Raw genomic sequence first — 26634 nt, forward strand, 5'->3', positions numbered from 1 at the left:
GCTGTTATCGCCACTCCCTGCCGTGGAAGTCAGCTTAGAACAATGTACTCCCCCAGGACGGCGTTTTGAAGGTCTGCAGAATAAGATTTTGCCAGAGGGGAAGACTCGATTGTGCTGTTAATAACTTAATAATGGCAAAATAATGAGGTGTATATGCTTAGTAATTAATGTTATGTAGTGAATTATTCTGATTCTTAATTGTGAGTGTGGTTTTTTTATCTGTAAGATAATTGTTTGAAAATGCCTCGTTTAAGAATTCACTAATGAATCGTGATGATGATATTTCCGCATTACGGAGAGTTTAACAGCGTGATGATTTCCGAGGTGTCGTAATGGGTGCAAGGTGTGAAACTATTGTTAAGCGGGATTAATGAATGAGGATGATGCTAATTAATTATTATTTAATATTCAAAAAGGTTTTGTTGTGCTTATTAATAATAGAAGATTACTTTGCCTAACATAACATAACTTTGCATCAGATAATTCGCAATGACCCTTATAAATAAAAGGTTTTTGGGGTAAAATGCTCGCATAAATGACGGATCCCTGCTCTTGATGCCGCCTCACCATTGCTGTTTGTACGTGTTCGCGTATGACCAGCGATGCTGCACGAGAGTGGAACAAGGACTCACATTTACATTTATACAAACACGCGCATGTCATAAATACAAAAGAGTGAGTAACTTAATAGATATGCGATTCCTGAAGATATATTCTGTGATCTACTTCAGGCATTATAACGGAACAATGTGAGTCGCTTTTTTAGTGCAACTCATATGCATTTTTACTTTCGTCCGGGTTCCGGATGAAACTGCCAGGGAGGCACATTACAAATGGAATTGCTTGTTTGTGTGTGCACAGCATTAACCAGCTCAGTACGAGCCGCCAGTAAGTGATAATATATGATAAGTGCAAATCGTCCGATAATTAACCTCGACCTCGATCTGCTGAGAACATTTGTTGCTGTTGCCGATCTGAACACTTTTGCTGCCGCAGCTGCCGCTGTGTGTCGTACTCAGTCCGCCGTAAGTCAGCAAATGCAGCGTCTGGAACAACTCGTTGGGAAAGAACTGTTCGCTCGTCACGGTCGCAACAAACTGTTAACTGAACATGGCATTCAACTTCTTGGTTACGCCAGGAAAATCCTGCGTTTTAATGATGAGGCCTGCTCATCATTAATGTTCAGCAATCTTCAGGGCGTGTTAACTATCGGTGCTTCAGATGAATCTGCCGATACGATCTTACCTTTCCTGTTAAATCGCGTGAGTTCGGTTTATCCGAAGCTAGCGCTGGATGTCCGCGTTAAACGTAATGCCTATATGGCAGAAATGCTGGAATCCCAGGAAGTGGATTTGATGGTAACCACCCATCGTCCTTCAACGTTTAAGGCATTGAACCTGCGTACCTCGCCAACACACTGGTACTGCGCAGCGGAATACGTATTGCAAAAAGGCGAGCCGATCCCTCTTGTATTGCTGGATGATCCTAGCCCGTTTCGCGATATGGTGCTGGCGACGCTTAACAAAGCGGATATTCCATGGCGACTGGCTTATGTCGCCTCGACGCTTCCGGCAGTTCGTGCGGCAGTGAAAGCCGGTCTTGGTGTGACGGCAAGGCCGGTCGAGATGATGAGTCCAGACCTGCGTGTGCTGAGTGGAGTAGATGGCTTACCGCCGCTACCCGATACCGAATATTTGCTGTGCTATGACCCGTCCAGTAATAATGAGCTGGCCCAGGTGATCTATCAGGCGATGGAGAGCTACCATAATCCGTGGCAATACAGCCCAATGTCTGCTCCGGAAGGCGATGACTCATTGTTAATTGAAAGGGATATCGAGTAATCGACGGACCACAGATAATTTCTAAGACAATAGTGTAAAAACGAGCCGCTGGGGGTGTTTTAAACCCCAGCGGCTTTTTTTTAGTAAAAAGCCTTCCTCGTATCGTGCAGAACGCACAAAACTGTTCATTTTTCAATCACCAGAGATTCACGTCCCGAACGCACAAATAATCGCCTGAAAAAAATCACCTGCTACAATGATGTTAAAAAATACGTAAATTTGTTGCTGCGTTTTTGTTATGGAATGACAAAAGCGTGTCACAGATCAAGAAAATACTCTCTTTTGGGGGGAGGAATCGACACAAATTCCTGTCAAAATAGACCCGTATTTTTTCCATTGCTTCACAACGGACACGATTCAACAACATCTAATTATCCTGGAGTCGTCAAGGATCTGGGGTGAAAGGGCATTAAATGCTAATGGTGTTGATATTATGTAAACTAATGTGAAGAAACTTTTGTTAAAGTTGACAAAAGGTTATAGAAAGGAGTAAAAGACCACATCAATTAGCTGTATAAAAGAGTTTCTACAGTGATTGTAAGGTTTTTTTTATTCCTCCCCATGAATCGATGTGGCGTCCATCTGCCGTGAAGAGCAGTGAATCTGGCGCTACTTTTGATGAGTAAGCAATGAGTATGTCAACATCCACTGAAGTCATCGCTCATCACTGGGCATTCGCTATCTTTCTTATCGTTGCCATTGGCCTGTGTTGCCTGATGCTGGTAGGCGGTTGGTTTTTAGGCGGTCGCGCACGCGCGAGGTCGAAAAACGTTCCGTTTGAATCCGGTATCGACTCGGTCGGCTCCGCCCGCTTACGCCTGTCCGCCAAGTTTTATCTGGTGGCCATGTTCTTCGTTATCTTCGACGTTGAAGCGCTGTATCTGTTCGCATGGTCAACCTCTATCCGCGAAAGCGGCTGGGTAGGCTTTGTGGAAGCTGCAATTTTTATTTTTGTGTTACTGGCAGGTCTGGTTTATCTGGTGCGTATTGGCGCGCTGGACTGGACGCCCGCGCGTTCACGCCGCGAGCGTATGAACCCGGAAACGAACAGTATCGCTAATCGTCAACGCTAACCGCGAGGCATTAAGATGGATTATACGCTCACCCGCATAGATCCCAACGGTGAGAACGACCGTTACCCCCTGCAAAAGCAGGAGATCGTAACCGACCCTCTGGAGCAAGAAGTTAACAAAAACGTGTTTATGGGCAAGCTCAATGACATGGTTAACTGGGGTCGTAAAAACTCAATTTGGCCGTATAACTTCGGTCTTTCCTGCTGTTACGTTGAGATGGTGACTTCGTTTACCGCGGTGCATGACGTGGCACGTTTTGGCGCAGAAGTATTGCGTGCTTCGCCGCGTCAGGCTGACCTGATGGTGGTTGCAGGAACCTGCTTTACCAAAATGGCACCGGTTATTCAGCGTCTGTATGACCAGATGCTGGAACCAAAATGGGTTATCTCAATGGGGGCCTGTGCCAACTCTGGCGGTATGTACGATATTTATTCCGTTGTGCAGGGCGTCGATAAATTCATTCCGGTTGATGTGTATATCCCGGGCTGCCCGCCACGTCCTGAAGCGTACATGCAGGCATTGATGCTGTTGCAGGAATCTATCGGCAAAGAACGTCGTCCGCTCTCATGGGTGGTTGGCGATCAGGGCGTTTATCGCGCCAACATGCAATCAGAGCGCGAACGCAAGCGCGGTGAACGCATTGCCGTTACCAACCTGCGTACACCTGACGAGATTTAATTTGCGCCTGTCGGCAAAGGGATTTTTCTTCGCTTATTCCTAAATCTATTTCGCGAAGCTTACTGCGCCGACAGTCACCACGGACCATTTGCAATGGTGAACAATATGACCGACTTAACCGCGCAAGAACCCGCCTGGCAGACCCGCGATCATCTTGATGATCCGGTGATTGGCGAACTGCGCAACCGTTTTGGGCCGGATGCCTTTACTGTTCAGGCGACTCGCACCGGGGTTCCCGTTGTGTGGATCAAGCGTGAACAATTACTGGAAGTGGGTGATTTCTTAAAGAAACTGCCGAAACCTTACGTCATGCTGTTTGACTTACACGGCATGGACGAACGTCTGCGCACACACCGCGAAGGGTTACCTGCCGCGGATTTTTCCGTTTTCTACCATCTGATTTCTATTGATCGTAACCGCGACATCATGCTGAAGGTGGCGCTGGCAGAAAACGACCTGCACGTACCGACCTTCACCAAGCTGTTCCCGAACGCTAACTGGTATGAGCGTGAAACCTGGGATCTGTTTGGCATTACTTTCGACGGTCACCCCAATTTGCGCCGCATCATGATGCCGCAAACCTGGAAAGGTCACCCGCTGCGTAAAGATTACCCGGCGCGCGCTACCGAATTCTCGCCGTTTGAGCTGACCAAAGCCAAACAGGATCTGGAGATGGAAGCCCTGACCTTCAAACCGGAAGAGTGGGGGATGAAGCGCGGCACCGAAAATGAAGACTTCATGTTCCTCAACCTCGGTCCGAACCACCCGTCGGCGCACGGTGCTTTCCGTATCGTTTTGCAACTCGATGGCGAAGAGATTGTCGACTGCGTACCAGACATCGGTTACCACCATCGTGGTGCGGAGAAAATGGGCGAGCGCCAGTCATGGCACAGCTACATTCCGTATACCGACCGTATCGAATATCTCGGTGGCTGTGTTAACGAGATGCCGTATGTACTGGCGGTAGAGAAACTGGCCGGGATCACCGTACCAGATCGCGTTAACGTGATCCGCGTAATGCTCTCCGAACTGTTCCGCATTAACAGCCATCTGCTGTACATCTCAACCTTTATTCAGGACGTCGGCGCGATGACGCCAGTGTTCTTCGCTTTTACCGATCGTCAGAAAATCTACGATCTGGTGGAAGCGATCACTGGTTTTCGTATGCACCCGGCGTGGTTCCGTATTGGCGGCGTAGCGCACGACCTGCCGCGTGGCTGGGATCGCCTGCTGCGTGAGTTCCTCGACTGGATGCCGAAACGTCTGGCGTCTTATGAGAAAGCGGCGCTGCAAAACACCATTTTGAAAGGCCGTTCCCAGGGCGTAGCCGCCTACGGCGCGAAAGAGGCGCTGGAGTGGGGCACCACTGGTGCTGGTTTGCGCGCTACCGGGATCGACTTCGATGTGCGTAAGGCGCGTCCTTATTCTGGCTATGAAAACTTCGACTTTGAAATCCCGGTTGGTGGTGGTGTTTCTGACTGCTACACCCGCGTAATGCTGAAAGTGGAAGAACTGCGTCAGAGTCTGCGCATTCTTGAGCAGTGCCTCAACAACATGCCGGAAGGCCCGTTCAAAGCGGATCACCCGCTGACCACGCCGCCGCCGAAAGAGCGCACGCTGCAACATATCGAAACCCTGATCACCCACTTCCTGCAAGTGTCGTGGGGGCCGGTGATGCCTGCCAATGAATCTTTCCAGATGATTGAGGCGACCAAAGGGATCAACAGTTACTACCTGACCAGCGACGGCAGCACCATGAGTTATCGCACCCGTATCCGTACGCCGAGTTATGCGCATTTGCAGCAAATTCCGGCGGCGATCCGCGGCAGCCTGGTGTCTGACCTGATTGTTTATCTGGGCAGTATCGATTTTGTTATGTCAGATGTGGACCGCTAATTATGCACGAGAATCAACAACCACAAACCGAGGCTTTTGAGCTGAGTGCGGCTGAGCGTGAAGCGATTGAGCACGAGATGCACCACTACGAAGACCCGCGTGCGGCGTCCATTGAAGCGCTGAAAATCGTTCAGAAACAGCGTGGATGGGTGCCAGACGGCGCGATCCACGCGATCGCTGACGTTCTGGGTATTCCCGCAAGTGATGTCGAAGGCGTGGCTACTTTCTACAGCCAGATCTTCCGCCAGCCGGTTGGTCGCCATGTGATCCGTTATTGCGACAGCGTGGTCTGTCACATTAACGGTTACCAGGGCATTCAGGCGGCGCTGGAGAAAAAACTGAACATCAAACCAGGGCAAACGACGTTTGACGGTCGCTTTACGCTGCTGCCAACTTGCTGCCTGGGGAACTGCGACAAAGGGCCAAACATGATGATCGATGAGGACACTCACGCGCATCTGACCCCGGAAGCGATTCCTGAACTGCTGGAGCGGTATAAATGAAAAACATTATCCGTACTCCCGAAACGCATCCACTGACCTGGCGTCTGCGTGATGACAAACAGCCAGTGTGGCTGGACGAATATCGCAACAAAAACGGTTACGAAGGCGCGCGTAAGGCGCTGACCGGGCTGTCTCCGGACGAGATCGTCAATCAGGTTAAAGACGCTGGTCTGAAAGGGCGCGGCGGTGCGGGCTTCTCGACTGGCCTGAAATGGAGCCTGATGCCGAAAGACGAATCCATGAATATCCGTTACCTGCTGTGTAACGCTGATGAAATGGAGCCGGGCACCTATAAAGACCGCCTGCTGATGGAGCAACTGCCGCACCTGCTGGTGGAAGGTATGCTTATCTCCGCGTTTGCGCTGAAAGCTTACCGTGGCTACATCTTCCTGCGTGGCGAATATATTGAAGCGGCAGTGAATCTGCGCCGCGCCATTGCCGAAGCGACCGAAGCGGGTCTGCTTGGCAAAAACATTATGGGAACAGGTTTCGATTTCGAACTGTTCGTCCATACCGGGGCAGGGCGCTACATCTGCGGGGAAGAAACAGCGTTAATCAACTCCCTGGAAGGGCGTCGCGCTAACCCACGCTCGAAGCCCCCCTTCCCGGCAACCTCTGGCGTTTGGGGCAAACCGACCTGTGTCAACAACGTCGAAACCCTGTGTAACGTTCCGGCGATCCTCGCTAACGGCGTGGAGTGGTATCAGAACATCTCGAAAAGCAAAGATGCTGGCACCAAGCTGATGGGCTTCTCCGGTCGGGTGAAAAATCCGGGTCTGTGGGAGTTGCCGTTTGGTACTACCGCGCGCGAGATCCTCGAAGATTACGCTGGTGGTATGCGTGACGGCCTGAAATTCAAAGCCTGGCAGCCAGGCGGTGCGGGCACTGACTTCCTGACCGAAGCGCACCTTGACCTGCCGATGGAATTCGAAAGTATCGGTAAAGCGGGCAGCCGTCTGGGTACGGCGCTGGCGATGGCGGTTGATCACGAGATCAACATGGTGTCGCTGGTGCGTAACCTGGAAGAGTTTTTCGCCCGTGAGTCCTGCGGCTGGTGTACGCCGTGCCGCGATGGTCTGCCGTGGAGCGTGAAAATTCTGCGCGCGCTGGAGCGTGGCGAAGGTCAGCCGGGCGATATCGAAACACTTGAGCAACTGTGTCGATTCTTGGGTCCGGGTAAAACTTTCTGTGCCCACGCACCTGGTGCAGTGGAGCCGTTACAGAGCGCCATCAAATATTTCCGCGAAGAATTTGAGGCGGGAATCAAACAGCCGTTCAGCAATACCCATTTGATTAATGGGATTCAGCCGAACCTGCTGAAAGAGCGCTGGTAACCGAATTTCGATTAACGCTCAGTCTCTGACTGAGAAAACTGGAAGCATGCTAATGGCTACAATTCATGTAGACGGCAAAGAATACGAGGTTAACGGAGCGGACAACCTGCTGGAAGCTTGTCTGTCTCTGGGCCTTGATATTCCTTACTTTTGCTGGCATCCGGCGCTGGGAAGCGTCGGTGCTTGCCGCCAGTGTGCGGTGAAGCAATACCAAAACGCGGAAGACACGCGTGGTCGCCTGGTGATGTCCTGTATGACACCGGCTTCCGATGGCACCTTTATTTCCATTGACGACGAAGAAGCGAAACAGTTCCGTGAAAGCGTGGTCGAGTGGTTGATGACCAACCACCCGCACGATTGTCCGGTATGTGAAGAGGGCGGTAACTGCCATCTTCAGGATATGACCGTGATGACCGGACACAGCTTCCGTCGCTACCGTTTCACCAAACGTACCCACCGCAATCAGGATCTGGGGCCGTTCATCTCTCACGAAATGAACCGTTGCATCGCCTGCTACCGCTGCGTGCGTTACTACAAAGATTACGCTGACGGTACAGATCTGGGCGTTTACGGTGCACATGACAACGTCTACTTCGGTCGCCCGGAAGACGGCACCCTGGAAAGCGAATTCTCCGGTAACCTGGTCGAAATTTGCCCGACCGGCGTATTCACCGACAAAACGCACTCCGAGCGTTATAACCGTAAATGGGATATGCAGTTTGCGCCGAGCATCTGCCAGCAATGTTCCATCGGCTGTAACATCAGCCCCGGCGAGCGTTATGGCGAACTGCGTCGTATCGAAAACCGTTACAACGGTACGGTAAACCACTACTTCCTCTGCGACCGAGGTCGTTTCGGTTACGGCTACGTCAACCTGAAAGATCGTCCGCGTCAGCCAGTACAGCGTCGTGGCGATGATTTCATTACCCTCAACGCCGAACAGGCAATGCAGGGCGCGGCAGATATTCTGCGTCAGTCGAAGAAAGTCATCGGCATCGGTTCTCCGCGTGCCAGCGTGGAAAGCAACTTTGCGCTGCGTGAGCTGGTGGGCGAAGAAAACTTCTATACCGGTATCGCTCACGGTGAGCAGGAACGTCTGCAACTGGCGCTAAAAGTTCTGCGCGAAGGCGGCATTTATACTCCGACCTTACGCGAAATTGAATCTTACGATGCAGTACTGGTGCTGGGCGAAGACGTTACCCAGACCGGTGCGCGCGTCGCGCTGGCAGTGCGTCAGGCGGTGAAAGGTAAAGCACGCGAAATGGCGGCAGCACAGAAAGTGGCTGACTGGCAGATTGCGGCAATCCTCAACATTGGCCAACGTGCGAAGCATCCGCTGTTTGTGACTAACGTTGATGACACCCGTCTGGATGATATCGCGGCGTGGACTTACCGCGCACCGGTTGAAGATCAGGCGCGTTTAGGTTTTGCCATCGCTCATGCGCTGGATAACTCCGCGCCAGCGGTTGAGGGTATCGAGCCTGAACTGCAAAGCAAAATCGACGTCATCGTGCAGGCACTGGCAGGTGCGAAGAAACCGTTAATTATCTCCGGGACGAACGCTGGTAGCGCTGAAGTGATTCAGGCTGCGGCCAACGTGGCGAAAGCCCTGAAAGGTCGCGGCGCTGACGTCGGTATCACCATGATTGCCCGTTCCGTCAACAGCATGGGGCTGGGCATTATGGGCGGTGGATCGCTTGAAGAAGCGTTGACCGAACTGGAAACCGGACGCGCCGACGCGGTGGTGGTGCTGGAGAACGATCTGCATCGTCATGCTTCCGCTACCCGCGTGAATGCTGCGCTGGCGAAAGCGCCGCTGGTGATGGTGATTGACCATCAACGCACGGCGATCATGGAAAACGCCCATCTGGTGCTTTCCGCCGCCAGCTTTGCTGAAAGTGACGGTACGGTGATCAACAACGAAGGCCGTGCCCAACGTTTCTTCCAGGTTTACGATCCGGCCTATTACGACAGCAAAACTGTGATGCTGGAAAGCTGGCGCTGGCTGCACTCGCTGCACAGCACCCTGCTAAGCCGTGAAGTGGACTGGACGCAGCTCGACCATGTGATTGACGCTGTTGTGGCGAAAATTCCGGAACTGGCTGGAATCAAAGATGCTGCGCCGGATGCGACATTCCGTATTCGTGGTCAGAAACTGGCCCGTGAGCCGCACCGTTACAGCGGTCGTACCGCCATGCGCGCCAACATCAGCGTTCATGAGCCGCGTCAGTCGCAGGATATTGACACCATGTTCACCTTCTCGATGGAAGGTAACAACCAGCCGACCGCGCACCGTTCGCAAGTGCCGTTTGCCTGGGCGCCGGGCTGGAACTCCCCGCAGGCGTGGAACAAATTCCAGGACGAAGTGGGCGGCAAACTGCGCTTTGGCGATCCGGGCGTACGTCTGTTTGAAACCAGCGAAAACGGTCTGGATTACTTCACCAGCGTACCGGCACGCTTCCAGCCGCAGGAAGGGAAATGGCGTATCGCGCCGTACTACCACTTGTTTGGCAGCGATGAATTGTCACAGCGTGCTCCGGTCTTCCAGAGCCGTATGCCGCAACCGTACATCAAACTCAACCCAGCGGATGCCGCGAAGTTGGGAGTGAACGCGGGTACACGCGTCTCCTTTAGTTACGATGGCAACACGGTCACGCTGCCGGTTGAAATCGCCGAAGGACTGACGGCAGGGCAGGTGGGCTTGCCGATGGGCATGTCCGGTATTGCTCCGGTGCTGGCTGGCGCGCATCTTGAGGATCTCAAGGAGGCACAACAATGAGTTGGATATCACCGGAACTGATTGAGATCCTGCTGACCATCCTCAAAGCGGTGGTGATCCTGCTGGTGGTTGTCACCTGCGGGGCATTCATGAGCTTTGGCGAACGTCGCCTGCTGGGTCTGTTCCAGAACCGTTACGGACCTAACCGTGTTGGCTGGGGCGGTTCGCTCCAGCTGGTCGCGGACATGATCAAAATGTTCTTTAAAGAAGACTGGATCCCGAAATTCTCGGATCGCGTCATCTTTACCCTGGCACCGATGATTGCCTTTACCTCGCTGCTGCTGGCCTTTGCGATTGTGCCAGTCAGTCCGGGTTGGGTGGTTGCCGACCTGAACATCGGGATTTTGTTCTTCCTGATGATGGCAGGTCTGGCGGTTTACGCGGTGCTGTTTGCGGGCTGGTCAAGTAACAACAAATACTCGCTGCTGGGTGCGATGCGTGCTTCTGCGCAGACCCTGAGCTACGAAGTGTTCCTCGGGCTTTCCCTGATGGGCGTGGTGGCGCAGGCCGGTTCATTCAACATGACCGACATCGTTAACAGCCAGGCGCACGTGTGGAACGTCATCCCGCAATTCTTTGGTTTTATTACCTTTGCCATCGCGGGCGTGGCGGTGTGTCACCGTCACCCGTTTGACCAGCCGGAAGCCGAGCAGGAACTGGCGGATGGTTACCACATTGAATATTCCGGCATGAAGTTCGGTCTGTTCTTCGTGGGCGAATACATCGGGATTGTGACCATCTCCGCATTGATGGTGACGCTGTTCTTCGGTGGCTGGCAAGGCCCGTTCTTACCGCCATTCATCTGGTTCGCGCTGAAAACCGCGTTCTTTATGATGATGTTCATTTTGATTCGTGCGTCGTTACCGCGTCCGCGTTATGACCAGGTAATGTCCTTCGGCTGGAAAATCTGCCTGCCGCTGACGCTGATCAACTTGCTGGTAACGGCGGCTGTCATTCTCTGGCAGGCGCAATAAGGGGCACTAAGACCATGACCTTAAAAGAATTGTTAGTAGGTTTCGGCACCCAGGTTCGTAGTATCTGGATGATCGGCCTGCACGCGTTCGCCAAACGCGAAACGCGAATGTACCCGGAAGAGCCGGTCTATCTGCCGCCCCGTTATCGTGGTCGCATCGTTCTGACCCGCGACCCGGACGGCGAAGAGCGTTGCGTAGCCTGTAACCTCTGCGCGGTAGCCTGCCCGGTCGGCTGTATCTCGCTGCAAAAAGCAGAAACCAAAGACGGTCGCTGGTATCCGGAATTTTTCCGCATCAACTTCTCACGCTGCATTTTCTGTGGTCTGTGCGAAGAAGCCTGTCCGACGACGGCGATTCAGTTAACCCCGGATTTCGAAATGGGGGAATACAAGCGCCAGGATCTGGTTTATGAGAAAGAGGATCTGCTGATCTCCGGTCCGGGCAAATACCCGGAATATAACTTCTACCGGATGGCAGGTATGGCAATCGACGGCAAAGATAAGGGCGAAGCAGAGAACGAAGCCAAGCCTATCGACGTCAAGAGCCTGTTACCGTAAGGAGAGGGGCAATGGAGTTCGCTTTTTATATCTGTGGCCTGATAGCCATACTTGCGACCTTGCGAGTGATCACCCATACCAATCCGGTACACGCATTGCTGTACCTGATTATTTCGCTGCTGGCGATTTCCGGGGTGTTCTTCTCACTGGGCGCTTACTTCGCCGGTGCGCTGGAAATTATCGTCTACGCGGGTGCCATTATGGTGCTGTTCGTGTTCGTGGTAATGATGCTCAACCTGGGCGGTTCGGAAATCGAACAGGAACGCCAGTGGCTGAAACCGCAGGTGTGGATTGGTCCGGCAATTTTGTCAGCCATCATGCTGGTGGTGATTGTTTACGCCATTCTCGGTGTTAACGATCAGGGTATCGACGGTACGCCAATCAGTGCTAAAGCAGTGGGTATTACGCTGTTCGGGCCTTACGTACTGGCGGTGGAACTGGCTTCTATGCTGCTGCTGGCTGGTCTGGTTGTGGCCTTCCACGTCGGTCGTGAAGAGCGTGCGGGTGAAGTGCTGAGCAATCGTAAAGACGACAGCGCGAAAAGAAAAACGGAGGAGCACGCATGATCCCCTTACAACATGGACTGATCCTCGCGGCAATCTTATTCGTTCTTGGCTTAACCGGTCTGGTTATCCGTCGCAATCTGCTCTTTATGCTGATTGGTCTGGAAATCATGATTAACGCCTCTGCGCTGGCCTTTGTGGTCGCCGGAAGCTACTGGGGTCAGACCGACGGTCAGGTGATGTACATTCTCGCCATCAGCCTCGCGGCGGCGGAAGCGAGTATCGGCCTTGCGCTGCTGCTGCAACTTCACCGTCGTCGCCAGAACCTGAACATCGATTCAGTAAGTGAGATGCGCGGATGAACATGCTTGCCTTAACCATTATTTTGCCATTGATTGGCTTCGTCCTGCTGGCGTTCTCCCGTGGGCGCTGGTCTGAAAACGTCTCGGCGATCGTGGGCGTAGGCTCTGTGGGCCTGGCGGCGCTGGTAACCGCCTTTATCGGCGTTGACTTCTTCGCTAACGGCGAGCAGGCATACAGCCAGCCGCTGTGGACATGGATGTCGGTAGGCGACTTTAACATCGGTTTCAATCTGGTGCTGGACGGCCTGTCGCTGACCATGCTCTCGGTGGTCACCGGTGTCGGTTTCCTTATTCACATGTACGCCTCCTGGTATATGCGTGGTGAAGAGGGCTATTCTCGCTTCTTCGCCTACACCAACCTGTTCATCGCCAGCATGGTGGTTCTGGTTCTTGCCGACAACCTGCTGCTGATGTACCTCGGCTGGGAAGGCGTGGGCCTGTGCTCCTATCTGTTGATCGGTTTCTATTACACCGATCCGAAGAATGGCGCAGCGGCAATGAAAGCGTTTATCGTGACCCGTGTGGGTGACGTGTTCCTCGCTTTCGCGCTGTTCATTCTCTACAACGAACTGGGCACCCTGAACTTCCGTGAAATGGTGGAACTGGCACCCGCGCACTTTGCTGACGGCAATAACATGCTGATGTGGGCGACGCTGATGCTGCTGGGCGGTGCGGTTGGTAAATCTGCGCAGCTGCCGTTGCAGACATGGCTTGCCGACGCGATGGCGGGCCCGACGCCTGTCTCCGCGCTGATCCACGCTGCAACAATGGTAACCGCGGGTGTCTACCTGATCGCCCGTACCCACGGCCTGTTCCTGATGACACCAGAAGTTCTGCATCTGGTGGGTATTGTCGGGGCAGTTACGCTGCTGCTGGCCGGTTTTGCCGCGCTGGTACAGACCGACATCAAACGTGTTCTCGCTTACTCCACCATGAGCCAGATTGGCTACATGTTCCTTGCGCTTGGCGTACAGGCATGGGATGCGGCGATTTTCCACTTGATGACCCACGCGTTCTTTAAAGCGCTGCTGTTCCTGGCATCCGGTTCCGTCATTCTGGCCTGCCATCACGAACAGAACATCTTCAAGATGGGCGGTCTGCGTAAATCTATTCCGCTGGTTTATCTCTGCTTCCTGGTGGGTGGTGCAGCACTGTCGGCACTGCCGCTGGTTACTGCGGGCTTCTTCAGTAAGGATGAGATCCTCGCGGGTGCGATGGCGAATGGTCATATCAATCTGATGGTGGCAGGTCTGGTCGGTGCGTTTATGACCTCGCTCTACACCTTCCGTATGATTTTCATCGTCTTCCACGGGAAAGAACAAATTCACGCTCACGCCGTGAAAGGGATTACTCACAGCCTGCCGCTGATTGTGCTGCTGATCCTTTCCACCTTCGTTGGCGCACTGATTGTACCGCCGCTGCAGGGCGTGCTTCCGCAAACTACGGAACTGGCGCACGGCAGCATGTTGACCCTGGAAATTACCTCTGGCGTGGTCGCGGTGGTTGGTATTCTGCTGGCAGCCTGGCTGTGGCTGGGTAAACGTACTCTGGTGACCTCCATCGCCAACAGTGCGCCGGGCCGTCTGCTGGGTACCTGGTGGTACAACGCCTGGGGCTTTGACTGGCTGTACGACAAAGTGTTCGTCAAGCCGTTCCTGGGTATTGCCTGGTTGCTGAAACGCGATCCGCTGAACTCAATGATGAACATCCCGGCTGTCCTTTCCCGCTTTGCAGGTAAAGGTCTGCTGTTAAGCGAGAACGGTTATCTGCGCTGGTATGTGGCATCCATGAGCATCGGTGCGGTCGTGGTGCTGGCACTGTTGATGGTACTGCGTTGAGTTAAGGATTGTGGGCTTGCCCCTGGGCATATAAGAACGTAGGTCGGATAAGCCGCCTTCGCGGCGCATCCGACACTACAACCACAATCCGAAGAGAATTTTCTGTCGTGAGAATTCGTTGAAAATCCGGTCCTGACGGGACTTTTACAAGGAATAAAGATCGCCATGTTACTACCCTGGCTAATATTAATTCCCTTTATCGGCGGCTTCCTGTGCTGGCAGACCGAACGCTTTGGCGTCAAGGTGCCGCGCTGGATCGCGCTGATCACCATGGGATTGACGCTGGCGCTGTCGCTGCAACTGTGGTTGCAGGGCGGTTATTCACTGACGCAATCCGCCGGAATTCCGCAGTGGCAGTCTGAATTCGACATGCCGTGGATCCCGCGTTTTGGTATCTCTATCCATCTCGCCATTGACGGGCTATCGCTGCTGATGGTCGTGCTGACCGGTCTGCTCGGTGTGCTGGCGGTACTCTGTTCGTGGAAAGAGATCGAAAAATATCAGGGCTTCTTCCACCTCAACCTGATGTGGATCCTGGGCGGCGTTATCGGCGTGTTCCTTGCCATCGACATGTTCCTGTTCTTCTTCTTCTGGGAAATGATGCTGGTGCCGATGTACTTCCTGATCGCACTGTGGGGGCATAAAGCCTCTGACGGTAAAACGCGTATCACGGCGGCAACCAAGTTCTTCATTTACACCCAGGCGAGTGGTCTGGTGATGCTAATCGCCATCCTGGCGCTGGTTTTTGTTCACTACAATGCGACTGGCGTCTGGACCTTCAACTATGAAGAGCTGCTGAATACGCCGATGTCTAACGGCGTGGAATACCTGCTGATGCTGGGCTTCTTCATCGCCTTCGCAGTGAAAATGCCGGTGGTTCCGCTGCATGGCTGGCTGCCGGATGCGCACTCTCAGGCACCGACTGCCGGTTCCGTTGACCTCGCGGGGATCTTGCTGAAAACTGCCGCTTACGGTTTGCTGCGTTTCTCCCTGCCGCTGTTCCCGAACGCGTCGGCAGAGTTTGCACCAATCGCTATGTGGCTGGGTGTTATCGGCATCTTCTACGGTGCGTGGATGGCCTTCGCCCAGACCGATATCAAACGTCTGATCGCCTACACCTCGGTTTCCCACATGGGCTTTGTGCTGATTGCTATCTACACCGGCAGCCAGTTGGCCTACCAGGGCGCGGTAATCCAGATGATTGCGCACGGCTTGTCGGCAGCGGGTCTGTTTATTCTCTGCGGTCAGCTTTATGAACGTATCCATACCCGCGACATGCGCATGATGGGCGGTCTGTGGAGCAAGATGAAATGGCTGCCAGCACTGTCACTGTTCTTTGCGGTGGCAACGCTTGGGATGCCGGGCACCGGTAACTTCGTCGGCGAATTTATGATTCTGTTCGGCAGCTTCCAGGTTGTCCCGGTGATTACCGTTATCTCTACCTTTGGGCTAGTCTTTGCATCTGTTTATTCGCTGGCGATGTTGCATCGCGCTTACTTCGGTAAAGCGAAAAGCCAGATTGCCAGCCAGGAACTGCCAGGGATGTCGCTGCGTGAGCTGTTTATGATCCTGTTGCTGGTGGTGCTGCTGGTACTGCTGGGCTTCTATCCGCAGCCGATTCTGGATACCTCGCACTCCGCGATTGGCAATATCCAGCAGTGGTTTGTTAATTCCGTTACTACTACAAGGCCGTAAATCGCCATGACAATAACTCCACAAAACCTGATCGCACTGCTACCGTTGCTGATCGTCGGCTTGACGGTGGTGGTTGTGATGCTCTCCATTGCGTGGCGACGCAATCATTTCCTCAACGCTACGCTCTCGGTTATTGGGCTTAACGCGGCGCTGGTTTCGCTCTGGTTTGTCGGCCAGGCGGGCGCTATGGACGTTACGCCGCTGATACGCGTTGATGGTTTCGCCATGCTTTACACTGGGCTTGTATTGTTGGCGAGCCTCGCCACCTGTACTTTCGCCTACCCGTGGCTTGAAGGCTATAACGACAACAAGGACGAGTTCTACCTGTTGGTGTTAATTGCCGCTCTGGGCGGGATCCTGCTGGCGAATGCCAATCACCTGGCGTCTCTGTTCCTCGGTATTGAACTGATCTCTCTGCCGCTGTTTGGCCTGGTCGGTTACGCTTTCCGCCAGAAACGTTCGCTGGAAGCCAGTATCAAATACACCATCCTTTCTGCTGCAGCGTCTTCTTTCCTGCTGTTTGGTATGGCACTGGTGTACGCGCAGTCTGGCGACCTGTCGTTCGTTGCACTGGGTAAAAACCTTGGCGACGGCATGCTCAACGAGCCGCTGTTGCTGGCAGGTTTTGGCCTGATGATTGTCGGCCTCGGCTTCAAGCTCTCTCTGGTGCCGTTCCACCTGTGGACACCAGACGTATACCAGGGCGCGCCTGCGCCGGTTTCTACCTTCCTGGCGACGGCGAGCAAAATCGCTATCTTCGGCGTGGTGATGCGTCTGTTCCTTTACGCACCAGTGGGTGACAGCGAAGCGATTCGCGTGGTGCTGGCGATTATCGCCTTTGCCTCTATCATCTTCGGTAACCTGATGGCACTGAGCCAGACCAACATCAAACGTCTGCTCGGTTACTCGTCTATCTCTCACCTCGGCTATCTGCTGGTGGCGCTGATTGCGCTGCAAACCGGCGAGATGTCGATGGAAGCGGTAGGGGTTTACCTGGCGGGTTATTTGTTCAGCAGCCTCGGCGCATTTGGCGTAGTCAGCCTGATGTCCAGCCCGTACCGTGGCCCGGATGCTGATTCCCTGTTCTCTTACCGCGGTCTGTTCTGGCATCGTCCGATCCTCGCGGCAGTGATGACGGTGATGATGCTGTCACTGGCGGGTATCCCAATGACGCTGGGCTTTATCGGTAAGTTCTATGTGCTGGCGGTCGGTGTCCAGGCACACTTGTGGTGGCTGGTGGGTGCGGTGGTTGTCGGTTCGGCAATCGGCCTCTACTACTACCTGCGCGTAGCGGTGAGCTTATACCTGCACGCCCCGGAACAACCGGGTCGCGATGCACCATCAAACTGGCAGTACAGCGCGGGCGGTATCGTGGTGCTGATCTCTGCACTGTTGGTACTGGTGCTGGGTGTATGGCCACAACCGCTGATTAGCATTGTGCGGTTAGCCATGCCGCTGATGTAAGCTGTCAGTTCGTAAGTCAGAAAGCCGCCGACATGTTCGGCGGTTTTTTTTGGTGCCCTGACCCCATCACCCAACAATAACCGTCAGCGCATGATTCCCCTGTCGCAGCATACGTCGATACGCACTAATCAGCTTTTCCATATCCAGCATGATCGAAGCAAAGAGTTGCCCCTCTAACTCTTCTGAAAAAGTCACACCAGGGTAAATCTCCATTTCATTGAGTCGTTTAATGGAAAACTGTTTACGCAGCTCACTTCGATCCAGTGATTCCAGGCGATCGATTGTCGCGGCTAACTCCTGATTCCAGGTCAATCCCAGGAATCCATCTATGCCATCTTCGAGGCTGTGTTCACCAAGCACGGCACGACTCAGCGGATCATTCTTCGCGGGATCAAAAGCAGAGGTGCCTGTCAGCCCAAAGTGTAAAAAATCCCAGCGTTTATCAATATCCAGTCGGCGTAATCCTGAAAGCGTGTCATGTATATTATCCATCAAAGGTTTTTGAGTAGACTCAAGAAGTTGGTTAATCTTTTCTGAGTCAATTTCTGCAAAATAGCCAATCATTCCCATTTTATTTTCCTCCGTTGAATTTCATGTTTCGCATCTTAAAACAGACGAGGGAAAATAAAATGTACATGTCGCTTTTTCTGGACCCGCCTCGAGAAATTTTTATTATTTACTGTTGTATAACAAAATTATAACCCCATCCACTACCTGAGCCATTTTCTGATAATTCAATCTGTCTGCGGTATCACCGGGCAAGTGGTATTGTTTATTACGATAAAAAGCGGTGTCGGTAATCATTACGGCGGGAATATCGTGTTGCCAATAATTAAGGTGATCAGAGAAATCAATACCGGGAATAAACCCTGGGGCATTCATAGAATAAACAGATAAATCCTGAGATGACAACAATGCCGCTTTTAGCTGACGAACGGCGTTGATATCCTGCATTCTGCCGACCACGGCAATAAAGTCTCCCCGATCGGGATAAAGCCAGGACATTGCCGGGTAAGGATAATCCTGGCTTCCAGGCGCAGAGTCGTAATAGCCAATCATCTCCAGAGAAATCATTAACTGTACTGGGCGATTAAGCGAAGCTGCATGTACCGCGCTCCCCATTTCATTGCTACGAAAGAAGGGCGGTTCTTCCGACGCATAGGCGACCAGCTGCACGCCTGTTTTCGGCGCTTGCTGCTGTAACAAACGTGCCAGTTCAAGTAATCCTGCTACGCCGCTGGCGTTATCATCCGCGCCAGGCGTATAGGTTAATTGATCGTTTTCAAAACTGCTGGCAGAGTCATAGTGCGCACCAATAATAATCAGCGGTCCATTGGCAAGACCATAATCAGCTACAATATTTTTGTAGGGGCCATCCGTAATGGGGACGTCCTGCGCGGTAACTCTGGCACCGCTACTGATAAAGACCTCTTTTATATACTCTGCGGACCTTTTCAGATTATCAATATTGTCGGCACTACGTGGATGCACAGTTTGTGTAAGATAACGAACTGTTTTTTCTAATTGCTCAGGACTTGCGTGTCGGGGCGTTGGCGGTAATGCATTGACCCAGGGTTGATAAAAAATAATAAAAGGAAGTGATAGTAGTAATGATATAAAACAAAGAGGTGTTATTTTTTTCATATGTAAATTATCAATAAAGGGCGTTATTTCATTATTATTTTAATGAGTTATGAGCGTTTATTTTATTACGGTTGGTAGTAATATACAAAAAGTATTTTTTTCAGTGGGTTCGCTATTTTAAAAAGGAATTCATATGAGAAATAAAAAATAATTATGTTATTTATTGGTAGATTGAATTGACAGGGGGCAGAAATCTGAGGGTAAGAAAAGTCAGCAACTACAATCCACTACATCAACAGACCAGCAATCGCGTGCCGCGATACGCTGGAAATACCCGTAGATTGAACTGGCGGATGGTGTGACTGACATCGGTCAGTGATGACTTTTTAGCAAACTATGTTCGATCAGTCAGCATATTTGCTGACTGGTCGAATTGACTAACAATGATGTTAACTTACTCTTTTTCCTGATGATCTATTTTTGGGTTGTGAGTGTTTTATTCTAAGTCTTTATAATAATGATTGATATTTGCATCGCCATATTTATCTAAATAACAATTTCTGTTTGTCAGTCGATGTTGAAAATCAATTTCGTACTGCTCTTCTGCTGAATATTTTTTAAATCTGTCAGCATAGTTTTTTAATAACGTATAGGGAGCGCTGTCAGAATTGCTTTCCCTTTGTTCAATCACTTCTTTGGCTGCCATGCACACAAATGCACCGCAACTTTGGCTTAAGTATTGCTGAAGATCGGCATGTAAAAATGTTATCTCTTGTTCAGTTAAATGATCTGTTATATTCTTATTATTCGGCATTTCCCCCATGAATTTAGAATTGAAACTATTAATGACACGCTTAAGTGAATTTTCTTTATCATGGCCTAGTGCACGTAATGAGTTGAATATGACGCATTTTAATTGTTGTGTGTTATTTTTTTCATTAACTATTTTTTGTAGCGAAACTAATATCCAGTGTCCGCCAGTATTTATGGGGAATAACTGGACTTCTTTCGGCCATGATGGATCGCTCTTAATATTATCATTGAGAGCGATTTCCAGGTAAGTGCTGTTGGAATCGGGGAGGTAGAGACCAGTAGGATAATTGACTTGAGTATTTTTTGCATTAGCGGCGATCTTCTGAAGATAGCAATCTATTTCATCCGTGGTTAATTGACGATTTTTATCCCAGAAGTTTGTACCATCGCTCAGTTCATTATTCTTATCATTTAAAAGTACCTTTGAAAGCGACTGTTTTTCTGATATGAGAGGAATGTCCTCACCGATAATTGTCATTAATTTCGAAGGGGAGAATAGTTTTTTGAACAGGAGATTATCTGAATTATGTGATTTGAGGGGGTGTTTGGTTGCGGTATGTGCCAAATTATATAATTTTAAACAGGCATTTTTTATAAGCTTGATAATCGATAGGGTATCATTTGTTGGGTTTCTAACAATATGGTAAAGAATATCTTCAGCTTTTTTTCCAAATTCATCATAACCTAACGCAATGTTATGCAGTAACTCAATACTTTCTTCATCTCCGGATAACGCTGTTTTTTTTAAAGACTGCAGTAATTCCTCGGTCACAGTAAATTTTTCTGCAAATGTCTGACAGAGTTGGGTTTGAGATAATTGACAATAATTGCTGACAACTGTAACCATCATAGGCTCCTTTTAGTTGCAAAGATTGTGCTGAATGAAGATAAAAAGAGGCAACTTATTGCTCTGAATATAGTGCGTGCGGAGATGAATAAATATCAAAAATCGCTCAATATGCCCGTGTGGGTGGATATATGTGGCGCGGGTTGCGATAACAGGGCAAGTTTCGCCCTGTTTTAGTAGGAAGCAGAGTTAAACGTTAAACACGGTGAAATCATGCGCCAGTTCAGTCGCCGGGAAAATTGACCTGCATTCACGTAACAGGTGCTGACAACCTTTGTCATCATAGCGCGAGCTGACGTGGGTAATGATTAGCTTACCGACTCCAGCCTCACGGGCCAGTGTCGCAGCCTGGCGTGTAGAGCTATGACCGCGACTATTGGCTTTGGCTTCCATGGTTATATCCAGCGTCGCTTCGTGCACCATGACATCGACACCTTTAGCCAGGTCAAGTGCGGCATCGCAGGGGCCGGTATCGCCGAAAATAGCGAGCGCTTTACCTGGCACTGGAGCAGCTAAGTAATCTGCGCCGTTAATCTGCCTTCCATCTTCCAGCGTGATTGTTTTGCCCGCTTTTAATTCCTGAAACAGTGGGCCAGGCGGCACGCCAGCAGCTTTTAATGCCTGGGCATTTAATGCACCCGGTTTATCATGTTCTTCAATACGATAGCCATAACATTCCAGTGGGTGTTCCAGCGGATAAGCGGTTACTTTGCGCAGGCCATCATCGAAAATTTCGCCAGCGCCAATTTCGACAATTTCCAGCGGATAATCGGTCCATGAGCCGCTAATCCGCAGCGCAGTCTCCACAAATTCACGGAGACCTTGCGGACCATAAATCGTTAAGGGTTGGACAATACCAGACATAGAACGACTGCACAGCAAGCCGGGTAAACCAAAGAGATGATCGCCATGAAGGTGACTGATAAAAATCTTGTCCAGTTTTCCAGGGTTAAAGGCGGTATGCAGTAGCTGATGCTGGGTGCCTTCACCGCAGTCAAACAACCAAAGACCGCTCCGGGTCGGATGTTGCAGGTTAAGCAATATTGCCGTGACATTGCGCGTACGGGTTGGCACACCGGCTGAAGTACCTAAAAAAATTAATTCCATGAGTTCATCACGTTTCAAAAAATATTCCGGCTAGTATAAGGCATACATCTAAAAGGAGAGCATTATGATTGAATGGCAAGATCTGCATCACTCTGAATTATCGGTTTCCCAGCTTTATGCCTTATTACAACTGCGTTGCGCGGTGTTTGTTGTCGAGCAGAATTGCCCTTATCAGGATATCGATGGTGATGATTTGACGGGGGATAATCGCCATATTCTCGGTTGGAAAAATGATGAACTGGTGGCGTATGCGAGGATTCTGAAAAGTGATGATGATCTTGAGCCGGTCGTTATAGGACGGGTGATTGTCAGTGAAGCGTTGCGTGGCGAAAAAGTGGGGCAGCAGCTGATGAGTAAAACACTCGAAACATGTACGCGTCACTGGCCTGATAAACCTGTTTACCTCGGGGCGCAGGCGCATCTGCAAAACTTCTACCAAAGTTTTGGCTTTATCCCTGTGACGGAGGTCTATGAAGAAGATGGTATCCCACACATTGGGATGGCACGCGAGGTAATTCAGGCGTAATCAATAACCATTGTCTATAGTTAGTGACAGGTTTTACGCAAATGGAGAACGAGAATGTCTAATCAGTTTGGTGATACACGTATCGATGACGACCTGACGCTGCTTAGTGAAACACTGGAAGAGGTGCTCCGCTCCTCTGGCGATCCCGCCGATCAGAAATATGTTGAGCTGAAAGCGCGTGCAGAAAAAGCGCTGGATGATGTGAAAAAACGGGTTAGCCAGGCTTCAGACAGTTATTACTATCGGGCGAAGCAGGCTGTTTATCGTGCTGATGACTACGTCCACGAAAAACCCTGGCAAGGAATTGGGGTGGGCGCGGCCGTTGGGCTGGTATTAGGACTGTTGCTGGCACGCCGTTAAAACCTCCCTACACCGGGGTACTGCATTTTTTTTGTAGTACCCCGTATAATGTGAGGCTTTTAACAGGGAGAGGTCCGCGTGCAATCACTCACTACGGCGCTGGAAAATCTACTGCGCCTTTTGTCGCAAGAGATTCCAGCGACACCCGGCATTCGGGTTATTGATACTCCTTTCCCTCTCAAAGATGCTTTTGATGCCTTGAGCTGGCTGGCCAGTCAGCAAACGTATCCGCAATTCTACTGGCAACATCGTAATGGTGATGAAGAAGCCGCCGTCCTTGGCGCGATTACCCATTTTACCTCGTTGGACCAGGCGCAACGTTTTCTTCACCAGCACCCGGAACATGCCGACTTACGCATCTGGGGGCTGAATGCGTTTGACCCGTCGCAGGGCAATTTACTTTTACCCCGCCTGGAATGGCGACGCTGTGGCGGTAAAGCCACGCTGCGGCTGACGCTATTCAGCGAAAGCTCCCTTCAGCACGATGCGATAAAGGCAAAAGAATTTATCGCCACACTGGTGAGTATCAAGTCCCTGCCAGGGTTACATTTAACCACCACGCGAGAACAACACTGGCCGGACAAAACGGGCTGGACGCGATTAATCGAACTGGCAACGCAAACTATCGCCGAAGGTGAACTCGACAAAGTCGTTCTTGCACGGGCGACTGACCTGCATTTCGCAAGTCCGGTCAATGCGGCAGCAATGATGGCTGCCAGTCGTCGGCTCAATCTGAACTGCTACCATTTTTACATGGCCTTTGATAGCGACAATGCTTTTCTTGGCTCTTCACCGGAACGGCTATGGCGGCGGCGTGACAAAGCGCTGCGTACTGAAGCGCTGGCGGGAACGGTAGCAAATCATCCTGATGATAAGCAGGCGCAGCAGTTAGGTGAGTGGCTGATGGCGGATGATAAAAACCAGCGCGAGAACATGCTGGTGGTGGAAGATATCTGCCAACGATTGCAGGCCGATACCCAGACGCTGGATGTTTTACCACCGCAGGTACTGCGTCTGCGTAAAGTGCAGCATCTGCGCCGCTGTATCTGGACTTCACTCAACAAAGCGGATGATGTGATCTGTTTAAATCAGTTGCAGCCAACGGCCGCGGTTGCGGGCTTACCGCGTGACCTGGCGCGGCAGTTTATCGCCCGTCACGAACCGTTCACCCGTGAATGGTATGCCGGTTCCGCGGGCTATCTTTCGTTACAACAAAGCGAATTCTGCGTTTCCCTGCGCTCAGCAAAAATTAGCGGCAATGTCGTGCGATTATATGCTGGCGCGGGCATTGTCCGTGGTTCTGACCCCGAGCAAGAGTGGCAGGAAATCGACAACAAAGCGGCAGGGCTGCGTACTTTATTACAAATGGAAGAGTAATGAGTCGCATCATTACCGATTCATATCAATAATCTATTTTTGTAGCTCCTTATACTTAGCCGCAATATTGATACCGGACAAACTCATGTCAGTAAGCGCATTTAACCGACGCTGGGCGGCGGTCATTCTGGAAGCATTAACGCGTCACGGCGTCAGACACATCTGTATCGCCCCTGGCTCGCGTTCTACACCGTTAACGTTAGCGGCGGCGGAGAATTCCGCATTTATTCACCACACCCATTTTGATGAGCGTGGACTGGGGCATCTGGCGCTGGGGCTGGCGAAAGTCAGCAAGCAGCCGGTGGCGGTGATTGTGACCTCCGGCACGGCGGTAGCAAATCTCTATCCGGCACTAATAGAAGCTGGGTTAACCGGAGAAAAACTGATCCTGTTAACCGCCGATCGCCCGCCGGAGCTCATTGACTGCGGCGCGAATCAGGCGATTCGTCAGCCGGGAATGTTCGCTTCTCATCCTACGCATAGCATTTCACTGCCGCGCCCGACACAGGATATTTCTGCCCGTTGGCTGGTCTCTACTATCGACCACGCCCTTGGTACGCTTCATGCTGGAGGAGTCCATATCAACTGCCCGTTTGCTGAACCGCTATATGGCGAGATGGACGACACCGGGCTTAGTTGGCAACAGCGTCTTGGCGACTGGTGGCAGGACGATAAACCGTGGCTGCGTGAAGCGCCTCGTCTGGAAAGTGAAAAACAGCGTGACTGGTTCTTCTGGCGACAAAAGCGCGGCGTGGTAGTTGCTGGTCGCATGAGTGCGGAAGAGGGCAAAAAAGTTGCTCTGTGGGCGCAAACTCTTGGCTGGCCGCTGATTGGCGACGTCCTGTCGCAAACCGGACAGCCGCTGCCGTGTGCCGATCTCTGGTTAGGCAATGCCAAAGCGACCAGCGAACTGCAACAGGCGCAGATTGTGGTGCAACTGGGCAGCAGCCTGACGGGCAAACGGCTCCTGCAATGGCAGGCAAGCTGTGAACCAGAAGAGTACTGGATTGTTGATGACATTGAAGGTCGACTTGATCCGGCACACCATCGCGGACGCCGCTTAATTGCCAATATTGCCGACTGGCTGGAGCTGCATCCGGCAGAAAAACGCCAGCCCTGGTGCGTTGAAATTCCGCGCCTGGCGGAACAGGCAATGCAGGCGGTTATTGCCCGTCGGGATGCGTTTGGCGAAGCGCAACTGGCGCATCGCATCAGCGACTATTTGCCGGAACAGGGGCAACTGTTTGTTGGCAACAGCCTGGTGGTACGTCTGATCGATGCGCTCTCGCAACTTCCGGCGGGTTACCCGGTGTATAGCAACCGTGGGGCCAGCGGTATTGACGGGCTGCTATCTACTGCCGCAGGCGTTCAGCGGGCCAGTGGCAAACCGACGCTGGCGATTGTGGGCGATCTCTCGGCACTTTACGATCTCAACGCGCTGGCGCTATTGCGCCAGGTTTCCGCGCCGCTGGTATTAATTGTGGTGAACAACAACGGCGGGCAAATTTTCTCGCTGCTGCCAACGCCGAAAAGTGAGCGTGAGCGTTTCTATCTGATGCCGCAAAACGTCCATTTTGAGCACGCCGCCGCGATGTTCGAGCTGAAATATCATCGTCCGCAAAACTGGCAGGAACTTGAAACGGCACTTGCCGACGCCTGGCGCACGCCGACCACCACGGTAATTGAAATGGTGGTTAACGACACCGACGGTGCGCAAACCCTCCAGCAACTGCTGGCGCAGGTAAGCCATTTATGATCCTGCACGCGCAGGCAAAACACGGCAAACCAGGTTTACCCTGGCTGGTGTTTTTGCACGGTTTTTCCGGCGATTGCCATGAATGGCAAGAAGTGGGCGAGGCGTTTGCCGACTACTCGCGGTTGTATGTTGATCTCCCAGGTCACGGTGGTTCGGCAGCAATTAGCGTCGATGGATTTGATGATGTCACTGGCTTACTGCGTAAAACTCTGATTAGTTACAACATCCTTAACTTCTGGCTGGTGGGGTACTCGCTTGGCGGACGGGTGGCGATGATGGCGGCTTGTCAGGGGATGCCGGGGCTGAGTGGGGTTGTGGTCGAAGGCGGGCATCCGGGATTGCAAAGTGCTGAACAACGCACGGAACGTCTGCTTTCCGATCGCCAATGGGCGCAGCGTTTTCGCACAGAACCATTAACGGCGGTATTTGCCGACTGGTATCAACAGCCTGTCTTTGCCTCGCTCAATGACGATCAACGCCGGGAGCTGGTGGCGCTGCGTAGCCACAATAACGGTGTAACGCTTGCTACTATGCTGGAGGCCACTTCTCTCGCCGTCCAGCCTGATTTACGTGCTAACCTTAGCGCCCGCACATTTGCGTTTTATTATTTATGTGGTGAACGTGACAGCAAATTCCGCGCTCTGGCGGCGGAACTGGCTGCCGACTGCCATGTCATTCCTCGCGCCGGACATAACGCGCACCGGGAAAATCCCGCTGGCGTAATCGCAAGTCTGGCGCAGATCTTGCGTTTCTGACTAAAGGACACA

At 51.8% G+C, this 26634-nt stretch carries 22 protein-coding genes and 1 pseudogene; 19 read left to right on the plus strand and 4 right to left on the minus strand.

Annotated elements, in window-relative coordinates; translation table 11 throughout:
* Positions 1-902 precede the first annotated feature (902 nt).
* The 14 genes from lrhA to nuoN all read left to right on the plus strand — a co-directional run bounded on the left by lrhA (position 903) and on the right by nuoN (position 17497).
* The gene (gene lrhA, locus HEN33_RS11635; RefSeq protein WP_000622290.1) at positions 903-1841 is read left to right on the plus strand and encodes a transcriptional regulator LrhA; all 939 of its coding nucleotides are present in this window, start codon (positions 903-905) and stop codon (positions 1839-1841) included.
* Positions 1842-2470: 629 nt separating this feature from the next.
* Entirely contained in the window at positions 2471-2914 is a 444-nt protein-coding gene (gene nuoA, locus HEN33_RS11640; RefSeq protein ID WP_000062997.1) for an NADH-quinone oxidoreductase subunit NuoA, read from the plus strand.
* Positions 2915-2929: 15 nt separating this feature from the next.
* On the plus strand, positions 2930-3592 hold the full coding sequence (nuoB, locus tag HEN33_RS11645) for an NADH-quinone oxidoreductase subunit NuoB (protein ID WP_000386733.1): 663 nt from the start codon (positions 2930-2932) through the stop codon (positions 3590-3592).
* Positions 3593-3685: 93 nt separating this feature from the next.
* Positions 3686-5488, plus strand: a complete 1803-nt coding sequence (gene nuoC, locus HEN33_RS11650; RefSeq protein ID WP_000247878.1) for an NADH-quinone oxidoreductase subunit C/D — start codon at positions 3686-3688, stop codon at positions 5486-5488.
* 2 nt (positions 5489-5490) lie between these two features.
* Positions 5491-5991, plus strand: coding sequence for an NADH-quinone oxidoreductase subunit NuoE (gene nuoE, locus HEN33_RS11655; protein WP_000545042.1), 501 nt, complete (start codon positions 5491-5493; stop codon positions 5989-5991).
* The gene (gene nuoF / locus HEN33_RS11660) at positions 5988-7325 is read left to right on the plus strand and encodes an NADH-quinone oxidoreductase subunit NuoF (protein ID WP_000789495.1); all 1338 of its coding nucleotides are present in this window, start codon (positions 5988-5990) and stop codon (positions 7323-7325) included. Before nuoE ends, nuoF begins: the two co-directional genes overlap by 4 nt.
* 52 nt (positions 7326-7377) lie before the next feature.
* Complete coding sequence (gene nuoG / locus HEN33_RS11665) at positions 7378-10104, plus strand: NADH-quinone oxidoreductase subunit NuoG (RefSeq protein ID WP_176263782.1); 2727 nt, start codon at positions 7378-7380, stop codon at positions 10102-10104.
* Positions 10101-11078 (plus strand): NADH-quinone oxidoreductase subunit NuoH, encoded by a 978-nt coding sequence (gene nuoH / locus HEN33_RS11670; RefSeq protein WP_000118503.1) that lies wholly within the window; start codon positions 10101-10103, stop codon positions 11076-11078. Before nuoG ends, nuoH begins: the two co-directional genes overlap by 4 nt.
* Before the next feature lie 14 nt (positions 11079-11092).
* Positions 11093-11635 carry an NADH-quinone oxidoreductase subunit NuoI gene (gene nuoI / locus HEN33_RS11675; RefSeq protein ID WP_000172749.1) on the plus strand — a complete coding sequence of 181 codons (543 nt, stop codon included), beginning with the start codon at positions 11093-11095 and terminating at the stop codon, positions 11633-11635.
* A gap of 11 nt (positions 11636-11646) precedes the next feature.
* The gene (nuoJ, locus tag HEN33_RS11680; RefSeq protein WP_000393511.1) at positions 11647-12201 is read left to right on the plus strand and encodes an NADH-quinone oxidoreductase subunit J; all 555 of its coding nucleotides are present in this window, start codon (positions 11647-11649) and stop codon (positions 12199-12201) included.
* The gene (gene nuoK, locus HEN33_RS11685; RefSeq protein ID WP_000612644.1) at positions 12198-12500 is read left to right on the plus strand and encodes an NADH-quinone oxidoreductase subunit NuoK; all 303 of its coding nucleotides are present in this window, start codon (positions 12198-12200) and stop codon (positions 12498-12500) included. Before nuoJ ends, nuoK begins: the two co-directional genes overlap by 4 nt.
* Positions 12497-14338: an NADH-quinone oxidoreductase subunit L gene (nuoL, locus tag HEN33_RS11690; RefSeq protein ID WP_176263781.1), complete on the plus strand. Its 1842-nt coding sequence runs from the start codon at positions 12497-12499 to the stop codon at positions 14336-14338. The genes nuoK and nuoL overlap by 4 nt, the downstream gene beginning before the upstream one ends.
* Positions 14339-14503: 165 nt before the next feature.
* Positions 14504-16033, plus strand: a complete 1530-nt coding sequence (gene nuoM / locus HEN33_RS11695; protein WP_000926437.1) for an NADH-quinone oxidoreductase subunit M — start codon at positions 14504-14506, stop codon at positions 16031-16033.
* A gap of 6 nt (positions 16034-16039) precedes the next feature.
* A complete protein-coding gene (gene nuoN, locus HEN33_RS11700; RefSeq protein WP_001548626.1) occupies positions 16040-17497 on the plus strand; it encodes an NADH-quinone oxidoreductase subunit NuoN in 1458 nt (485 codons plus the stop codon).
* 66 nt (positions 17498-17563) lie between these two features.
* Here nuoN and HEN33_RS11705 read toward each other — a convergent pair whose 3' ends face one another.
* The 4 genes and pseudogenes from HEN33_RS11705 to rbn form a co-directional block, all read right to left on the minus strand.
* Positions 17564-18067: a YfbM family protein gene (locus HEN33_RS11705; RefSeq protein WP_000525377.1), complete on the minus strand. Its 504-nt coding sequence runs from the start codon at positions 18065-18067 to the stop codon at positions 17564-17566.
* 102 nt (positions 18068-18169) lie between these two features.
* The gene (locus tag HEN33_RS11710) at positions 18170-19141 is read right to left on the minus strand and encodes a M28 family metallopeptidase (RefSeq protein WP_183083429.1); all 972 of its coding nucleotides are present in this window, start codon (positions 19139-19141) and stop codon (positions 18170-18172) included.
* A 389-nt stretch (positions 19142-19530) separates the two neighbouring features.
* A pseudogene (locus HEN33_RS11715) lies at positions 19531-20744 on the minus strand (ElaD/SseL family deubiquitinase).
* A 186-nt stretch (positions 20745-20930) separates the two neighbouring features.
* Positions 20931-21848, minus strand: a complete 918-nt coding sequence (gene rbn / locus HEN33_RS11720) for a ribonuclease BN (RefSeq protein WP_176262920.1) — start codon at positions 21846-21848, stop codon at positions 20931-20933.
* Between the two features lie 64 nt (positions 21849-21912).
* Here rbn and HEN33_RS11725 point away from each other — a divergent pair, with 64 nt between their 5' ends.
* From HEN33_RS11725 to menH, 5 genes are all read left to right on the plus strand, one after another.
* On the plus strand, positions 21913-22374 hold the full coding sequence (locus HEN33_RS11725; RefSeq protein ID WP_000574094.1) for a GNAT family N-acetyltransferase: 462 nt from the start codon (positions 21913-21915) through the stop codon (positions 22372-22374).
* 54 nt (positions 22375-22428) lie between these two features.
* A complete protein-coding gene (gene elaB / locus HEN33_RS11730) occupies positions 22429-22734 on the plus strand; it encodes a stress response protein ElaB (RefSeq protein WP_000070621.1) in 306 nt (101 codons plus the stop codon).
* A 78-nt stretch (positions 22735-22812) separates the two neighbouring features.
* On the plus strand, positions 22813-24111 hold the full coding sequence (menF, locus tag HEN33_RS11735) for an isochorismate synthase MenF (RefSeq protein ID WP_176262919.1): 1299 nt from the start codon (positions 22813-22815) through the stop codon (positions 24109-24111).
* Between the two features lie 85 nt (positions 24112-24196).
* A complete protein-coding gene (gene menD / locus HEN33_RS11740; protein WP_001354789.1) occupies positions 24197-25867 on the plus strand; it encodes a 2-succinyl-5-enolpyruvyl-6-hydroxy-3-cyclohexene-1-carboxylic-acid synthase in 1671 nt (556 codons plus the stop codon).
* Positions 25864-26622 (plus strand): 2-succinyl-6-hydroxy-2,4-cyclohexadiene-1-carboxylate synthase, encoded by a 759-nt coding sequence (gene menH / locus HEN33_RS11745; protein WP_058055520.1) that lies wholly within the window; start codon positions 25864-25866, stop codon positions 26620-26622. Before menD ends, menH begins: the two co-directional genes overlap by 4 nt.
* The last annotated feature ends 12 nt before the right edge of the window (positions 26623-26634 follow it).

It is taken from the genome of Escherichia sp. 94.0001 (assembly GCF_013369155.2).
Taxonomy (GTDB): domain Bacteria; phylum Pseudomonadota; class Gammaproteobacteria; order Enterobacterales; family Enterobacteriaceae; genus Escherichia; species Escherichia coli_F.

What these genes read in the sequence shown, in the direction of transcription:
- rbn (WP_176262920.1), bottom strand. Translation starts at nt 21,848, where the DNA reads ATGGAATTAATTTTTTTAGGTACTTCAGCCGGTGTGCCAACCCGTACG.
- nuoE (WP_000545042.1), top strand. Translation starts at nt 5,491, where the DNA reads ATGCACGAGAATCAACAACCACAAACCGAGGCTTTTGAGCTGAGTGCG.
- HEN33_RS11710 (WP_183083429.1), bottom strand. Translation starts at nt 19,141, where the DNA reads ATGAAAAAAATAACACCTCTTTGTTTTATATCATTACTACTATCACTT.
- nuoL (WP_176263781.1), top strand. Translation starts at nt 12,497, where the DNA reads ATGAACATGCTTGCCTTAACCATTATTTTGCCATTGATTGGCTTCGTC.
- nuoH (WP_000118503.1), top strand. Translation starts at nt 10,101, where the DNA reads ATGAGTTGGATATCACCGGAACTGATTGAGATCCTGCTGACCATCCTC.
- nuoF (WP_000789495.1), top strand. Translation starts at nt 5,988, where the DNA reads ATGAAAAACATTATCCGTACTCCCGAAACGCATCCACTGACCTGGCGT.
- elaB (WP_000070621.1), top strand. Translation starts at nt 22,429, where the DNA reads ATGTCTAATCAGTTTGGTGATACACGTATCGATGACGACCTGACGCTG.
- nuoC (WP_000247878.1), top strand. Translation starts at nt 3,686, where the DNA reads ATGGTGAACAATATGACCGACTTAACCGCGCAAGAACCCGCCTGGCAG.
- menD (WP_001354789.1), top strand. Translation starts at nt 24,197, where the DNA reads ATGTCAGTAAGCGCATTTAACCGACGCTGGGCGGCGGTCATTCTGGAA.
- HEN33_RS11705 (WP_000525377.1), bottom strand. Translation starts at nt 18,067, where the DNA reads ATGGGAATGATTGGCTATTTTGCAGAAATTGACTCAGAAAAGATTAAC.
- nuoK (WP_000612644.1), top strand. Translation starts at nt 12,198, where the DNA reads ATGATCCCCTTACAACATGGACTGATCCTCGCGGCAATCTTATTCGTT.
- nuoJ (WP_000393511.1), top strand. Translation starts at nt 11,647, where the DNA reads ATGGAGTTCGCTTTTTATATCTGTGGCCTGATAGCCATACTTGCGACC.
- nuoI (WP_000172749.1), top strand. Translation starts at nt 11,093, where the DNA reads ATGACCTTAAAAGAATTGTTAGTAGGTTTCGGCACCCAGGTTCGTAGT.
- HEN33_RS11725 (WP_000574094.1), top strand. Translation starts at nt 21,913, where the DNA reads ATGATTGAATGGCAAGATCTGCATCACTCTGAATTATCGGTTTCCCAG.
- nuoA (WP_000062997.1), top strand. Translation starts at nt 2,471, where the DNA reads ATGAGTATGTCAACATCCACTGAAGTCATCGCTCATCACTGGGCATTC.
- nuoM (WP_000926437.1), top strand. Translation starts at nt 14,504, where the DNA reads ATGTTACTACCCTGGCTAATATTAATTCCCTTTATCGGCGGCTTCCTG.
- menH (WP_058055520.1), top strand. Translation starts at nt 25,864, where the DNA reads ATGATCCTGCACGCGCAGGCAAAACACGGCAAACCAGGTTTACCCTGG.
- nuoN (WP_001548626.1), top strand. Translation starts at nt 16,040, where the DNA reads ATGACAATAACTCCACAAAACCTGATCGCACTGCTACCGTTGCTGATC.
- nuoB (WP_000386733.1), top strand. Translation starts at nt 2,930, where the DNA reads ATGGATTATACGCTCACCCGCATAGATCCCAACGGTGAGAACGACCGT.
- lrhA (WP_000622290.1), top strand. Translation starts at nt 903, where the DNA reads ATGATAAGTGCAAATCGTCCGATAATTAACCTCGACCTCGATCTGCTG.
- nuoG (WP_176263782.1), top strand. Translation starts at nt 7,378, where the DNA reads ATGGCTACAATTCATGTAGACGGCAAAGAATACGAGGTTAACGGAGCG.